Below are 15,011 nucleotides of genomic sequence, written 5' to 3'. Positions count from 1 at the left end.
GCCTCATGATCATCACTTTGATGGTCCTGTCTTTGCTCGGGGCACCCGGTTCTGCTCAGACCGTTCAGCAGGACGATGATCAGCTGAAGTGCGAGGATGAACGGGATGCGGAAGAGGACGAATGTCTGCTGCTCGTTGAGCCGGTCGTGGGCCAGTTTGCCCCAATGATCGCACCTGCTATGGGCCTGCTGGGGCTTGCCTTGGTGGCGGGACTTGCGGCCTCCGGCTCGACCAGCACGACCAGTACGGATTAGTCGCGCCGATGCTTCACCGCATCTATGCGCAACCAATCAGCAGCCAGGCGAAGGTCCGCGCGTAGGCTCTCGGTGTCACGGCTGCGCTGCTCAGGATCTGGGCTCCGCAACAGATACGATGGATGCAAGGTGATCAATACCGGCGTGCCGTCGGCGCGATGTTCGATGGTGCCACGCCGCCGCAGAATGTCCGCACCTGATCCCAACAGAGCCTGCGTCGCGGTGGCACCGAGCGCGAGGACCAACCGCGGCCGGACCTGTTCCAGCTCGGCCCGGAGCCAGATCTTGCAGTGCTGGATCTCCGATCCATCGGGCCGCTGATGTATCCGCCTGCGCCCACTTGGCGTGAATTTGAAATGTTTGACCGCATTGGTGACGTAGGCTGCCTGTCGCGGGAAACCGGCCTCCGCGGCCAATTGGTCGAACAGTTGCCCAGCGGGGCCAACAAATGGACGCCCCGCCAGATCCTCGTGATCACCGGGCTGTTCGCCGACGATCATCAACGCGGCATCTGTCGGCCCTTCACCGGGCACCGCCTGCGTGGCCGACCGGTGGAGCGGGCAGCGCGTGCAGCTGTTGATGGCCTCCGGCAGACCCCCAGCTGCTCCTTGCCAGACAGGGTTGGCCGCAGGTAGTCGGGCCTGTACCCGCACAGCCCGCAACGGTGGCAGAGTTGGCGCCGCCTCAGCCATCGCCCGCGCCCGCGCCGGGGCCGAGGCGATCAGGTCAGGAATAGCGACGGCCTCCGGCATGTTCTGCCAATACTTCTTGGGCATTTCCGATTGCATCGCCTGCACCTTCAACCGTGCCGGATTGAATATATTGCGGAAATAAGTGATCCACAGCGCCTCGCTCGCATCCTCCGGCAGGTCGGGCCTTGGCTGCCCCGGTTCAAACCTGAGTTGCCCACCCTCGAATATGGCCGACACGTCAGGTGTCAGAATACGCCAGTCCATATCGGCAAAGCGGCGGGCAAAGAATGTAGCGGTCGGCTCCACCGTGTGATGTGTCGGCTCAAACCACGCCGCAAAAGATCGGCGCAGCGCGTCAGCGGCACCCAACTCCCGAAACCGCACAAAGGCCTTCATCTTGTGCTGACAGCGCGACACCGATTTTTCCATCTGGCGCAATCGCGCCAGATCCGCGTCAGCCCGATCGCTCATCAACCCGCGTTCACTGCGCAGGCGCCAGAGAAACCCGTAGAGCCAGGCAAACCGGTTTGGATCACTATGCCAGACAACCTTATCGGCGAGGGTAACAAAGCTGCGCGGGACTTGGACCTCTCCGCCTGAAGGCGGTCGCGCCTCTGAGGCGAATAGACCCGGCGCGGCGCATTCATTGTTCCACAGGATGGCGTCAGGTGGGATATTCTGCGCCAGAAACCCTCGCGCTGCCCGACGCCAGGCCTCTGCCGTCCCGATCAGGGGCATCTCGGCATGATACATCAAAACAGGGCCAATTGTTCCGGCGGCGGCAGAAACCGGGCCCGCAAATCCGCGCTGTCGGTCAAACCGCCCGGTGTCCACCCGCCAGCAACGACAAAGGCACGCGCCTTCTTCATCGAGGCCCCGATACGAACCAGTTCTTCGTATCGCAGCATCCGATGCCGTCGCGTGCTGAGGATCCGCGTGACCGTTTTGACCCCGAACCCCGGAACCCGCAGCAGCAGTTCCCGGCTGGCCCGGTTCACATCCACCGGAAAGATCTCGCGATGTGCCAGCGCCCAGGCCAGCTTGGGATCGACCTGCAAATCCAGATTTCCATCCGACGTAGCCGATGTGATCTCATCGAGCTGAAAATCATAAAACCGCAGCAGCCAATCGGCCTGATACAGCCGGTGTTCACGCTGCAACGGTGGCGAGATCAGCGGCAGCTTGGCCGAACTGTCGGGGATGGGCGAAAACGCGGAATAATACACGCGCTTCAATTTGTAGCTTGCATAAAGCCGGGTCGATTGCCCCAGCACCGTCGCATCATTTGACCCATCCGCCCCTATGATCATCTGCGTCGACTGACCTGCGGGCGCAAATCGCGGCGGACGCCTGCCCGTATAGCTCGCCTCCCTGGCTGCATCAGCGCGCATCCGGACGTCTCCCATCGCCTTGCGGATCTGGCCGGGATCTTTCTCCGGCGCATGTTCACGCACGGCGGCATCGCTTGGCATCTCGACATTGATCGACAGCCGATCCGCCAGAAGCCCAGCTTCGGCAATCAATTCAGGGGCAGCATCGGGAATGGTCTTGAGATGAATATATCCGCGAAAATTCTCCTCATGCCGCAGCTTTCGCGCGATCTGCACCATATCTGACATCGTCGCATCCGGGGACCGGATGATACCGGAGGACAGAAACAGACCTTCGATATAGTTGCGTCGGTAGAATTCTATCGTCAGCTTTACAACCTCATCGACAGAAAACCGCGCGCGCGGCACATTGGACGACACCCGGTTCACGCAGTAGGTGCAGTCGTAAATGCAAAAGTTGGTCATCAGGATCTTCAGCAGGCTGATGCAGCGACCATCCGGCGTGTAGGCATGGCAGATGCCCGTACCCTCATTCGAGCCCAAGCCCTTCCCATCGCGGGAGTCACGTTTTGTCGATCCCGAAGACGCACAGGACGCATCATATTTTGCGGCGTCGCTGAGGATAGCGAGCTTTTGATCCAGCGTTTGTCGAGTCATATGTTCTATATATGTTCCCACCACAAAGAAGGCAATCCAACCAGCAGCGCACCTTAGGTCAAACCAGCAAAAGACAACCGCGACCTCACGTCCTGGCGATTGACGGGAACCCAAACCACCAAGCCACGTTGATCTTGCAAGCCATAGGCAAAGAACTCCCCTCCTGCCGCCAGAGAGAAAGGTCAACCATGTCCGACACCATTCAAACCGTGAACCCAACCACTGGAGAAACCCTCAACAGCTATTCCCTGCTGAGCGACGAGGCGATGGAAACTGCAGTACAAAGCTGCCATGAGGCCTTTCTCAGCTGGCGCCAGACCCCGGTAGAAGAGCGCGCGAAGGTCATCAAAGCCATCGGGGCCGCCCTGCGTGAGCGCAAGGATGAGCTTGCCGAACTGATGACAAAAGAAATGGGCAAGCTGCTGAAACAGAGCCATCAGGAAGTCGAGCTCTGCGCGGCCATCTGCGACTACAGTGCAGGAGAGGCCCCCTCGGCATTCGCCCCCGAAGAGCGCGATATCCAAGGTGGCGAGACAGGGCATATCTTCTATTCCCCCATTGGTGTCGTCTACGGCATCCAGCCCTGGAATTTTCCAGCCTACCAGGTGGTGCGCTACTCAATCGCGAGCTTGATCGCCGGTAACGGCGTACTTCTGAAACACGCCTCCAACGTAACCGGCTCGGGCCAGATGCTGCAGGAGATCTACGAAAGCGCGGGCCTGCCAAAGGGCCTGTTCCAGGCTCTGGTGATTTCCCACGATCAGTCGGACGCGCTGATCAGCCACAACCTGGTGCGCGGCGTGACACTGACCGGCAGCGATGGCGCCGGCCGCAAAGTGGGCGCAAAGGCGGCCGAAGCGGTGAAAAAGACCGTGCTGGAACTAGGATCCAACGATGCCTACATCGTCCTGAAAGATGCGGACATCGACGCAGCTGTCCAGACCTGCGTACAGGGGCGGACCTATAACAATGGCGAAACCTGTATTGCTGCCAAGCGCTTCGTCGTCGTCGACGCAATTTACGACGAATTCCGCGACGCCTATGTTGCCGCCATGAAAGACGTGACCCCGGGCGACCCGATGGGTGACGATGCCGACATTGGACCGATGGCACGGAAAGATCTGCGCGATGACCTCCATCAGCAGGTCAAGGACAGTGTCGCAGGTGGTGCCAAGATCCTCTGCGGCGGCGAAATGCCAGAGGGCAAAGGTTTCTACTATCCGGCGACCGTTCTGGAAAACGTGACCCCGGGCCAGCCTGCCTATGACGACGAGCTCTTCGGCCCGGTGGCCGCATTGATCCGCGCCGAGGACGCAGAGGATGCGATGCGCATTGCCAACGACAGCCGATTTGGTCTCGGCGGTGGCATCATGACAAAAGATACGGACAAGGCGATTGCCCTCGCCCGCGATCATTTCGACACCGGCATGATCTTCATCAACGGATTTGGCCTGGCAATCCCCAACATGCCTTTCGGCGGCGTCAAGGACTCCGGCTATGGCCGCGAACATGGAGGCTTTGGCATGAAGGAATTTGTGAATGTAAAATCCGTCATGGTGATGAGCTGACGCCACTCGGGCCGCCTGCTCGACAGGCGGCCCGCACATTGCGAGTCCGAAGTCCCGCCAAACGTGGATCGACCTGATGAAACTGGTCTATTGCAAGGATGATCAGCCCGGGATCTCGCGCCGACGTCGCGGTCGCGGGTTTTCCTATCATATGCCTGATGGCAGCCACATCGGGGACCGTACCGAAGTGGACCGGCTCAACGGGCTTGGCGTGCCCCCTGCTTATACCGATGTCTGGCTCTGCCCATTGGCAAATGGTCACCTGCAGGCCACCGGGCGCGACGCGCGCAATCGCAAGCAATATCGCTACCATCCCGCGTGGCAGTTGTTGCGGGCAGAACAGAAATTCGACAATTTGGTCAGTTTCGCCGAGAGCCTGCCGCAGTTGCGCAGGTGGATCAGCGACAGGCTGAGCGGCACCATAGGCGAAGAGGAAACGGCGGTCGCTGCTGTCCTTGCCCTGATGGATCGCGGCTCACTCAGGATTGGGAACCCGCAGTACACAGAGGACAACGGCAGTTACGGCGCCACGACCCTGCGCCAACGGCACATCGAGTTCTCCGGTCAGTCGATACATCTGCGCTATACCGCAAAAGGCGGCAAGACAGTTGAGAAGTCGATCCGGGGCGCGGCCCTGCAACGCATATTGGAGCGTTCACAGGACCTGCCCGGACGCGAACTCATCTCTTGGCTCGATGATGGCGGCAGCGTACGCGCCGTCCGGTCAGAGCAGGTACAGGAGGTTCTGACCAACCTCTGCGGTGACGGCGTCTCCGCCAAAACGCTGCGCACTTGGAACGGTACCCATGCAGCCTTTCGCACGGCGCTGCGTGCCCCCAGGCTCACGATTTCAGCCATGGCGGAGGCAGCGGCGGAGCGGCTGCACAATACACCGACCATGGCGCGCAACAGCTACATTCACCCAAAGGTCATCGCATTGGCCGAACTGCCCGACGACACGCGCACCGCACGGCTCAAATCGCTCACCCGGCATAGTATCGACGGACTTCGCATGGGTGAAGGCAGACTACTCGAACTACTGACGACAAACTGATCGGGCTGCCCTCACTGACCCACCAGCCCCGTCTTGCGGCCGACATAATAAGCGCCCGCCACAGCCGCCAGATTCGCAATGACCGCAGCGCCCAGAATTCCGGCATAGCCGAACAGCCAGACCCCCAGCCAGGCCAGCGGCACATAGACCGCAAAGATCCGCATCAAGCTCAGCCCCATGGACCAGAGCGCCTTGGACCGGGCATTCATCGCGGCATTTGCTGTCACCAGGACGCCGTAGCCCAGAAAACTCCAGCTGACGACGCGGAGATATTGCGCGGTCTTCTGCGCCGCTCCATCGTCCGAGGCGATCAGCCCGGCGATTGAAGGCGCCAGAACCGTCAGGAGAAGCGCGACAGCCAAGCCGTAACCGATACAGAATTGCCAGGACCGCCAGACCGCCAGCCGCGCACGATCCCGTTCATCTGCACCCCAGTTCTGACCGACGACCGGTCCGATGCCCGCAGAAAGGGCCAGCAAGGGTACCAGCGCGACCGACTGCACACGCTGAGCCGCCCCCAGCCCAGCCACAACCGTATCGCCCAGCGTGGCAGCAGCTGCGGTGACCATCGCCATACCGGCGGGGTTGATCGCATTGGAGAAGGCCGCCGGCAGTCCGACCCTGACGACTTCGCGTATTGAGCTGACAATGCCATCGGCGAATTCCTGCGGAGGACGAATAACGCCAATCCGCAGCGCATAAGTGAAGGCTCCCACCAAGGTCAGGACGCGCGCCAGAGCCGTCGCAAGCGCCGCGCCCGCCGTGGACATCTCAGGCACAGGACCGAGCCCGTAGATCAGGATCGGGTCCAGCGCGATATTGAGCACCACAGCAACCAGCATGATCACCGCCGAGGTTGCCCCGTCGCCATGGGCCCGAAACACCGCATTCAACAGCGCCATGCCGACCAGAAAAGGAAACGACAGGGCCCAGAATGGCACATAGGATTGCGCCTCGTCCAAGACGGCGCCCCCTGCTCCCATGAGAGAGAACAGCGAGGCAGCACCAAGATAAAACAGGATCGCGACCAGCACCGCCACAACCATACCCAGAACAATCGCATGCACCGAGAGCCTGTTGGTCTCTGCCTCGCTGTCGCCCCGGCCCAGGCTCTGGGAAATCGCCGCATTGGCTCCAGCGGACAGGCCGATGGACAAAGACGTCACCGCCGTGGTCACCGGGTAAATGAACCCGACGGCCGCCAGCGGAGCCTCCCCCAGCTGCCCGAGGAAATACGCGTCTGCCAGTCCAACGCTCAACACGCCCAAAATCCCCAAGGACATTGGAGCGGAGACCGCAGCAAGAGCGCGCGAAACAGTGCCCTGTGTTAAATCCTTCTGCGCCACGGGCCTTCTCCTCGGGTTGGGTAATAGCGGCAGCGCAGGAAACTGCGCCATAGCAGGCAAAACGCCTGAGCCTCTTGATGGTTCCACACTGGATGGCAAGACGTCGGCTCGCCAGCGTCGGCACGGTCTCCCCTTGCCCAAACCCCTGTTTGGCTTAACTTTCCTGGAACACCGCCTAGAAGTAATATGAAGGATCCTGCGCCGTGAATGCACCACGCCTACCGGAAGAGCTGCTGCATCCGCGCCCCGATGGGCTTTATTGTCCTGCTGGTGATTTCTACATTGATCCGGTCCGCCCGGTGCCCCGCGCGCTGATCACTCACGGCCATGCTGACCATGCCCGCGCGGGGCATGGCACGGTCTGGGCCAGCCCGCAGACATTGGACATCATGGCGATCCGCTATGGCGACGCGTTTTGCGACACATCGGTTCCAGTCGATGATCGCACGACGATCGCGGGTGTCGGCGCGACATTCACACCGGCCGGCCATGTCCTTGGCTCCTGTCAGGTTACCGTGGAGGACGGCAACACGGCCATTACCGTCTCCGGCGACTACGCGCGGGTCGATAACCCTGCCTGTGCACCGTTTCAGCTCGCGCCATGCGATGTTTTCGTGACCGAAGCCACCTTTGGGCTGCCAGTGTTCAATCACCCGGACCCCCGGTCCGAGATCGAAAAACTGCTCCGCTCCGTTGCTGCTCAGCCGGAGCGATGCCATCTTGTGGGTGCCTATGCGCTCGGCAAAGCACAGCGTGTCATCGCGTTGTTGCGCCAGGCAGGCTGGGATCGGCCGATCTATATCCATGGCGCACTTCAGCGCCTGTGCGACTACCACATCGCCCAGGGCATTGATCTCGGCGAATTGCGCCCGGCCACCACCAAGGAGGGCAAGGCCGCCTTTAAGGGGCAGATAATCCTCGGCCCTCCTTCGGCCTTTGCCGCGGCCTGGGCGCAGCGGTTTCCTGATCCGGTGATCTGCTTTGCCAGTGGCTGGATGCAGGTCCGCGCCCGCGCGCGGCAGCGCGGCGTGGAGCTGCCATTGATACTGAGCGACCATGTCGACTGGCCGGATCTCACCCGAACCATCAGAGAACTCGCCCCGAAACAGGTCTGGGTGACCCATGGCCGCGAGGATGCTTTGGTTCGCTGGTGTGAGCTGAACCAGATTGCCGCCCGTCCCCTGCGGCTGGTCGGCTATGAGGAGGAGGCAGATTGATGCAAGCCTTCGCAGACCTTCTGGAGCAGCTCGCCTTTACCCCGTCTCGCAACGGTAAGACGGCGCATCTGCTCCATGCCTTTCAAGCCATGCCGGACCCTGAACGGGGATATGCGCTCGCAGCGATTACGGGTGATCTATCACTCCGCAATGTGACGCCTTCGCTTTTGCGCGGTCTGGTGGCGGAAGAGACTGACCCAGAACTTTTCCGCCTCTCCTATGATTTCGTGGGCGATCTGGCGGAGACCGTTGCCCTGATCTGGCCGCGCTCAGACGGCGAGGCATATCTGTCCTTGACCGAGGCTGTGACGGAGCTGTCCGAAACCGCAAAGGCCCAGCTTCCGGCACTGATCATCCGCCGCCTGTCGCAGATGACACCGTCGCAGCGCTATGCCTACCTGAAGCTGGCCACCGGCGGGCTGCGCGTTGGCGTCTCCGCCCGACTGGCCCGCAACGCCCTGGCACAATATGGCGAGGTCGATGTCGCGGAAATCGAGGAGCTCTGGCATGGGCTGACGCCGCCCTACCTGCCACTGTTTTCCTGGCTCGAAGGGGGTGACAAACCAAAAAGCCTTGCCGCCGCGCCGTTCCGACCGGTTATGCTGTCCACAGGTACAGATCTGAACGACCTTTCCAGCCTCTCTCCCGGCGACTTCATTGCAGAATGGAAATGGGACGGTATCCGCGTGCAGGCCGTGAATGACGGCGGCACCCGGCGGCTCTATTCACGCACCGGAGAGGATATCTCAGGCGCTTTTCCCGACGTCATTGAAGCGCTGAACTTCACCGGCACGCTCGATGGCGAATTGCTGGTTAAGCGCGACACCATCATCGCGCCCTTTGGTGATTTACAGAAACGGCTTGGTCGCAAGAAGGTGGGCAAAACCATGCTGGCAAGCCATCCCGCCGCGCTGCGCGCCTACGACCTGCTGTTCTGGGAGGGTGAAGATCTGCGATCTTGGACATTGGATGAACGCCAGGCCCGGCTGCATCGCTGTGTTGCGGACCTGAACGATCCGCGTATCGACATCTCTCACCCGCTCACCTTTGGCACATGGGAGGATCTGGCAGTTCTTCGCGCCAACCCACCCGAAGGCGTAATCGAAGGCGTCATGATCAAACGGCGCGACAGCGCCTACATCGCGGGGCGCAAACGCGGAAACTGGTTCAAATGGAAACGCGATCCTATGCTGGTCGATGCCGTCATGCTCTATGCACAGCGCGGCCACGGCAAACGCTCAGGCTACTATTCCGATTTCACCTTCGGCGTCTGGGACGGCGATAAGCTGGTGCCCGTCGGCAAAGCCTATTTCGGGTTCACCGATTCCGAGCTGAAGGAATTGGACCGCTTCGTGCGCAACAACACGACGGACCGGTTCGGCCCAGTCCGCGCGGTGAAGCCCGAATTGGTCCTGGAAGTGGCCTTTGAAGGTCTAAATGAATCCAGCCGTCACAAAAGTGGTCTGGCCATGCGGTTTCCCCGTATCAATCGCATTCGGACCGATAAACCAGCGTTAGAAGCGGGAACATTGGAGGAGCTTCGGAGCTTTCTTTAAGACTAGATAAGCAAATCGGAATAGCCACAGATGCCGCCCTCAGTTGGCGCCTACATACGAAAGCGAGTTCGATATCATGAGCAAGCAGTCCATGGCCTATCTTACACTGGCCCTTGCCCTAGCCTTTGCCGCCGCGCCGCTGATAACCGACCCGTTTACCGGCTATACAGCTGATCAACTGCCCTATCCACAGCCCGACCCGGTCATTCAACCCATCGGTCCGGCCTTTTCAATCTGGATCGTGATCTACATCTGGCTGATCGTTGGGGCCGGATTTGGCGCGTTTCGCGCGCCGGAGGGCTCAACATGGCATGAGATGCGAAAACCCCTCTCTATCAGCCTGGCCATCGGGGTGTGCTGGCTTTGGGTTGCGAACAGCTCACCCATCCTTGCCACAATCCTGATCATCGCGATGACAGTCACCGCGATCCTGGCTATGCGCCGCGCAGGCCGCAACAATCGGGTCTGGAAACGCGGTCCTGTAGGGCTCTATGCCGGATGGCTGACCGCAGCATCGGCGGTATCCATCAGTATCATTCTTCCAGGATATGGGTTGATGAACCCGCAATTGGCGGGCGTAATCTGCCTGACGGCGGCGCTGGCGGTCGGGCTTTTGGTCCAGGCAGACAGCCCCTCAGCCTGGACATACACCGTCGCAATCTGCTGGGCCATCGGCGGGATTATCATTAACCAATGGGGAAGCGATAATTGGCTCATTATTGCTTTGGCAGGTCTCGGCTGGATCGCTCTTGCACTGCGCGGCCTGTCCGGTGCCGGGTTGATAAATACTACTGAGTAGTATAATCTCATAGTCACCCACAAGAGCCTCAGGTGCGCAAATGAGTGTAAAAGCCTCCATCTCCCTGACCGAAGCACAGGACGACTTTGCCCGCACATTGGTGGCAGAAGGGCGATATGCAAGCCTCAGCGCGGTGTTGCAGCAGGGTCTGGAATTGCTACGCGAAGAAACGGAAGCCCGCCGCGCCGAGACATCCGCCCTGCGTGCATTGATCGCCGAGCGCCGCGACGGCTCTTTTGTCAGCGGTACTGAGGGGCGTCGAAGGACCGCCGATCTTCTGGCGCGCAAACGGGCAGAACATGGTCTTTCGGGTTGATCGCGCCGAGGCGATTGATCAGGATCTTGACGCCATATTCGACTTTCTCTTTGATGCGGCAATCGGCTTTGGCGAGGATCCGGACACCGCATTCAGCAGGGCAGCCGCCCGCCTGAACGAGATTGACGCGGCCATTGAGGCACTGGGCAACGCTCCGCACCAGGGCACCCTGCGCAGCGATATCGCTCCGGGACTGCGCAGCGTGACAAAGGGGCGCGCCATTCTATATTTTGACCTGAACGAAGCCGAACAGCAGCTACGCGTATTGGCGGTGTTCTTTGGGGGTCAGGATCATCAACGCCGGATGTTGCTCCGTGCGCTCGGCCACGAGCAAACGAACCCGATGCCCTGATCAGGCGCCAATCTGATCATGATTTGTCAGGCACTCGGAATGATCCCGCAAAACCTCCAGCACCCGGCACTCGGCAACGGTTCCCCCGGCACACTCACGGATCATGCGCTGTAGTTCAGTCTGCAAGGCCTCCAGCCGGGCAATCCGATCAGCGACGTCTTTCAGCTGTCTCTGCGCAATGGAATCTGCATGAGAACAGGACTGACCCGGATGATCCGCGAGGTTCAGTAACTCCCGGATTGCCTCCAGACCAAAGCCAAGTTGTCGCGCGTGACGGATGAACGAAAGCCGGTCCATATCACTCTCGCCATAGCGACGCTGCCCGCCTGCTGTGCGCCCCGCCTCCGGCATAAGGCCAATCTCTTCGTAGTAGCGAATGGTCTGCACCTTCGTGCCTGTCCGCTTGCCCAATGTCCCAATTGTCAGCATCTATCACCCTTCTAAAATCTACATCTTATGTAGGTTTTTGCGATAGGCTGGGCAACCATTCTGATATGGAAAAGGGGCCACCAATGGCAGCCCCTTCCAAACCGATATTATCGACGTCGCGACTTAGGCCGCCGCTTCGCCGGGCCGCTTGCCCAGAATGATCATGCTCAGCAGGTCATCATCGGTGACATCATCAATATCGACGGTGCCAACCAGCTGACCGTTCTTCATGACCGAAGCCCGGTCGCAAAGCTCCATCACCGCATTCACATCGTGATCAATGAGGAAAATACCGATACCCTGCGCCTTCAGCTGCTGGATCAACTCGGCAACCATCTGCGTTTCATGCGGCCCAAGGGCAGCTGTCGGTTCATCCATGATCAGGATCTTGGCGTTGAAATAGACCGCCCGCGCGATGGCAACCGACTGACGCTGACCGCCCGAGAGAGCCGAAACCGGTTCCGAGAATTTTTGAAAATTCGGGTTCAACCGGTTCATGATCTTGCGACATTCGGCCTCCATGGCGGAATCGTCCACCAGACCAAACGGGGTAACCAGCTCGCGACCCAGGAACAGGTTGGAGGCCGCATCCAGATTATCCGCCAGCGCCAATGTCTGATAGATCGTCTCGATGTTATGCGACCGTGCATCACGCGGATTGGTGATCTCAACCTTATCGCCATTGACCCGGATTTCGCCGGAATCCATCTGGTAGGCACCCGACAGCACTTTGATCAAGGTGGATTTCCCGGCACCATTATGGCCGAGCAATCCAACAACTTCGCCGGGATAGAGATCAACGCTGACGTGATCCACAGCCTTGATCCCGCCAAAGGAGATCGAAATATCTTTCATCTCGACCAGCGGCGTGGCGCCTGCGGCGCGCAACTCTTTTGCAGTGCTCATATCCGGGCCCCCACGCGTTTGCGGTAAAGAATATCGATCCAGACGGCTGCAACCAGCACGGTGCCCACGACGATGTTCTGGAACGGTGCGTCGACACCGACCATGGCCATCCCCGACTGCAGGCTCTGCATAATCAACGCCCCAAGGATGGCGCCATAAATCGTGCCAAACCCACCGGACAGTGCAGTGCCGCCAATCACGGCCGCCGCAATAACGCGCAACTCATCCAGAGTCCCGATATCATTGGAGTGATTGGCAAGACGGGCCGAGGCCACAACCGCTGAAAGCGCACAGAGAAATCCCATCAGGGCAAAGATCTTGACCGTCAGCAGACGGGTGTTGATGCCGGACAGCTCGGCGGCATCCGGGTTGCCACCGGTGGCAAAGATATAGCGGCCAAACCGGGTGCGCCGGGCGATAATCGTCATAATCACGGCAGTTGCAATCAGGATCAGCACCGAGATTGGCAAGCCATAACCGACAACCAGCCCCTCAGGCATGGTTTCGCCTTCTGCTTCCATCATTCGCGCCAGACGGCGCGCCGGGATCTGATAGGCATTCAGCACGGCCACAAAGCCAAGGATCGACGCCGCAATCGCACCTGCGATCACCGCTTCCGCCCAGGCGGGTTTCACCGGGAAACCATGGCCCTGTTTGCCGCGGCGGCTGTTCCACAGGGCAACCAACGCCAGAGCCGTGGCTACGATTCCGACGGCCCAGCTGAGCGTAGTGCCCAGCGTGCCCGAGGTGCCCCCGAAGATTAGGAACCTGCTGTCAAGCGGGCCAATGGTCTGCCCGTCGGTCAGATACCAGGCAACGTTACGCCAGACCAGAAAACCACCCAGGGTCACGATAAAGGCGGGAATGGTCAGGAAACCTACCATCCATCCCTGAAAAGCCCCAATCAGGGTGCCGATCGTCAGGCCAACCACCACGGTTATGATCCAGGTTGCCGGGTGGTTGAGTCCAAGCCCCAGCATATCCGGTAGCACATCGGTCTGCACGACAGCCATCACGGCCGAGCAGGTCGCCAGCAACGCACCGACGCTCAGGTCGATGTGGCGTGTCACGATCACAAAGACCATGCCCGTGGCCATGATCGCCACAGAGACCGTCTGGATGGTGAGGTTGAAAATATTGCGCGGCGTCAAGAAACGTCCATCCGTCAGGATGTTGAATCCAATGCACAAGATGACAAAGGCACCGATCATTCCCAATAGGCGGACGTCCAGTTCCAATTGCTGGAACAGGCCACGCTTGTTTTGTTCGGGGATCGGCTGAGACGTGGTTTCGGTCATATCCGAACTCCAGTGATCAGCGGTAGTGAAAGGGGGACGCGCGCCCGATCCAATCGGGACCCTCTGAGGGCGCGCGCCGGTTTAGAAAGAAGTAGCCGAGAAACTCTCAGCAGCTGCTTAGTTGCAGGGCGCAGGACCGTTGGTCACACCCTGGCACAGCGCCTCCTTGGTGATCCAGCCGGCATCGACAACAACCGACAGGTTGTCAGCGGTCACCGGGATCGGCTCCAGGAACCGCGCCGTCAGCTCGGTGCCCGCTGGGGACGTCCAGGCGGCACCGCCCGCGACATCACCCATGGCAGCGCCCTCGGCCATTTCCACCGCGATTTCAGCGGCGGCCTTGCCCAGATCACGAGCGTCTTTCCAGACGGAAACGGTCTGCGTGCCTTTGGCAACACGGTTCAGCGCAGCGTGGTCGCCATCCTGACCGGACACCGCGATACCTTCCATGCCCTGCGCGGTCAGCGCGGCGACAACACCACCGGCGGTGCCGTCATTGGAGGCAACAACGGCATCGACCTTGTTGTCATTTGCGGTCAGGATCTGTTCCATATTGCGCTGAGCGTTGGCCGGCAGCCAGCCATCGGTATAGGCTTCGCCAACGATCTTGATATCGCCGCTATCGATTGCCGCCTGAATGACCTCTTGCTGGCCACCGCGCAGGAAATCCGCGTTGGGATCGGTGGGCGAGCCCTTGATCATCACATAGTTGCCGCTCGGCTGGGCCTCAAGCACGGCCCGGGCCTGCATCCGCCCCACTTCGACATTGTCGAAAGTGAGATAGAAGGCACGGCTGTCTTCAATCAGGCGATCATAGGCAACAACGGGGATACCTTCGTCCGCCGCCGCCTGAACAGCCGGGCCAATCGCCTGAGCGTCCTGGGCCAGAACGATCAGCGCATCCACGCCCTGTGCAATCAGGCTTTCAATGTCCGCAAGCTGCTTGGCCGACGACGACTGTGCATCTGCCGATACATAGGTCGCACCTTTCGCTTCCAGCGCAGCCTTGATCGCCGCTTCGTCGGTTTTCCAGCGCTCTTCCTGGAAGTTCGACCAGCTGACGCCAACGGTCACATCTTCGGCAAGGGCCATGCTCGCGGTGGCGGCAAAGGCAAGTGCGGAGACTCCACTCAAGAATTTCATTGTTTTCCTCCCTCGGGTCGTTGCGGGCTGCTGCGGCAATCGGGTCCCCCCACGCCACATGCCCGTCCTGATATCCCTAACATTATTTTTTTT

At 60.1% G+C, this 15,011-nt stretch carries 15 protein-coding genes; 8 read left to right on the top strand and 7 right to left on the bottom strand.

Features of this window, described 5'->3' with window-relative positions; genetic code table 11:
- Positions 1-5 precede the first annotated feature (5 nt).
- The gene (locus tag VWY34_RS00075) at positions 6-254 is read left to right on the top strand and encodes a hypothetical protein (RefSeq protein ID WP_416544930.1); all 249 of its coding nucleotides are present in this window, start codon (positions 6-8) and stop codon (positions 252-254) included.
- Here VWY34_RS00075 and VWY34_RS00070 read toward each other — a convergent pair.
- Both VWY34_RS00070 and VWY34_RS00065 read right to left on the bottom strand, forming a co-directional pair.
- Positions 251-1,699 (bottom strand): UdgX family uracil-DNA binding protein, encoded by a 1,449-nt coding sequence (locus VWY34_RS00070; protein ID WP_416544928.1) that lies wholly within the window; start codon positions 1,697-1,699, stop codon positions 251-253. The two genes, VWY34_RS00075 and VWY34_RS00070, sit on opposite strands and share 4 nt — an antisense overlap.
- Positions 1,699-2,934, bottom strand: coding sequence for a putative DNA modification/repair radical SAM protein (locus VWY34_RS00065; protein WP_416544926.1), 1,236 nt, complete (start codon positions 2,932-2,934; stop codon positions 1,699-1,701). Before VWY34_RS00065 ends, VWY34_RS00070 begins: the two co-directional genes overlap by 1 nt.
- Before the next feature lie 188 nt (positions 2,935-3,122).
- Here VWY34_RS00065 and VWY34_RS00060 point away from each other — a divergent pair, with 188 nt between their 5' ends.
- Together VWY34_RS00060 and VWY34_RS00055 are read left to right on the top strand one after the other, a co-directional pair.
- A complete protein-coding gene (locus VWY34_RS00060) occupies positions 3,123-4,502 on the top strand; it encodes an NAD-dependent succinate-semialdehyde dehydrogenase (protein ID WP_416544924.1) in 1,380 nt (459 codons plus the stop codon).
- A gap of 76 nt (positions 4,503-4,578) precedes the next feature.
- On the top strand, positions 4,579-5,556 hold the full coding sequence (locus tag VWY34_RS00055) for a DNA topoisomerase IB (protein WP_416544922.1): 978 nt from the start codon (positions 4,579-4,581) through the stop codon (positions 5,554-5,556).
- Positions 5,557-5,567: 11 nt separating this feature from the next.
- On the opposite strand, the gene VWY34_RS00050 is transcribed toward VWY34_RS00055, so the two are convergent.
- Positions 5,568-6,902, bottom strand: a complete 1,335-nt coding sequence (locus tag VWY34_RS00050; protein WP_416548971.1) for an MATE family efflux transporter — start codon at positions 6,900-6,902, stop codon at positions 5,568-5,570.
- Positions 6,903-7,105: 203 nt separating this feature from the next.
- Between VWY34_RS00050 and VWY34_RS00045 the strand changes: the two genes are divergently transcribed.
- The 5 genes from VWY34_RS00045 (at position 7,106) to VWY34_RS00025 (ending at position 11,142) form a co-directional block, all read left to right on the top strand.
- Complete coding sequence (locus tag VWY34_RS00045) at positions 7,106-8,119, top strand: ligase-associated DNA damage response exonuclease (protein ID WP_416544918.1); 1,014 nt, start codon at positions 7,106-7,108, stop codon at positions 8,117-8,119.
- On the top strand, positions 8,119-9,675 hold the full coding sequence (locus VWY34_RS00040) for a cisplatin damage response ATP-dependent DNA ligase (protein ID WP_416544916.1): 1,557 nt from the start codon (positions 8,119-8,121) through the stop codon (positions 9,673-9,675). The genes VWY34_RS00045 and VWY34_RS00040 overlap by 1 nt, the downstream gene beginning before the upstream one ends.
- 76 nt (positions 9,676-9,751) lie before the next feature.
- On the top strand, positions 9,752-10,474 hold the full coding sequence (locus tag VWY34_RS00035) for a tryptophan-rich sensory protein (protein WP_416548969.1): 723 nt from the start codon (positions 9,752-9,754) through the stop codon (positions 10,472-10,474).
- Positions 10,475-10,514: 40 nt separating this feature from the next.
- Complete coding sequence (locus VWY34_RS00030) at positions 10,515-10,790, top strand: ribbon-helix-helix domain-containing protein (RefSeq protein WP_416548967.1); 276 nt, start codon at positions 10,515-10,517, stop codon at positions 10,788-10,790.
- The gene (locus VWY34_RS00025; protein WP_416535400.1) at positions 10,774-11,142 is read left to right on the top strand and encodes a type II toxin-antitoxin system RelE/ParE family toxin; all 369 of its coding nucleotides are present in this window, start codon (positions 10,774-10,776) and stop codon (positions 11,140-11,142) included. Before VWY34_RS00030 ends, VWY34_RS00025 begins: the two co-directional genes overlap by 17 nt.
- Here the strand turns inward: VWY34_RS00025 and VWY34_RS00020 are convergent, their stop codons facing one another.
- The 4 genes from VWY34_RS00020 to xylF form a co-directional block, all read right to left on the bottom strand.
- Positions 11,143-11,571 (bottom strand): MerR family transcriptional regulator, encoded by a 429-nt coding sequence (locus tag VWY34_RS00020; protein WP_416548965.1) that lies wholly within the window; start codon positions 11,569-11,571, stop codon positions 11,143-11,145.
- Positions 11,572-11,694: 123 nt separating this feature from the next.
- Positions 11,695-12,477: an ATP-binding cassette domain-containing protein gene (locus tag VWY34_RS00015; RefSeq protein WP_416535398.1), complete on the bottom strand. Its 783-nt coding sequence runs from the start codon at positions 12,475-12,477 to the stop codon at positions 11,695-11,697.
- Positions 12,474-13,775, bottom strand: coding sequence for a sugar ABC transporter permease (locus VWY34_RS00010; protein WP_340547580.1), 1,302 nt, complete (start codon positions 13,773-13,775; stop codon positions 12,474-12,476). Before VWY34_RS00010 ends, VWY34_RS00015 begins: the two co-directional genes overlap by 4 nt.
- 117 nt (positions 13,776-13,892) lie before the next feature.
- Complete coding sequence (gene xylF, locus VWY34_RS00005) at positions 13,893-14,918, bottom strand: D-xylose ABC transporter substrate-binding protein (protein WP_340547579.1); 1,026 nt, start codon at positions 14,916-14,918, stop codon at positions 13,893-13,895.
- Positions 14,919-15,011: the final 93 nt, after the last annotated feature.

The organism is Phaeobacter sp. JH20_02 (assembly GCF_048056915.1).
Lineage (GTDB): Bacteria > Pseudomonadota > Alphaproteobacteria > Rhodobacterales > Rhodobacteraceae > Phaeobacter > Phaeobacter bryozoorum.
Note: the sequence above shows the minus strand (reverse complement) of the source record. Positions and strands in the feature narration are given on the sequence as shown.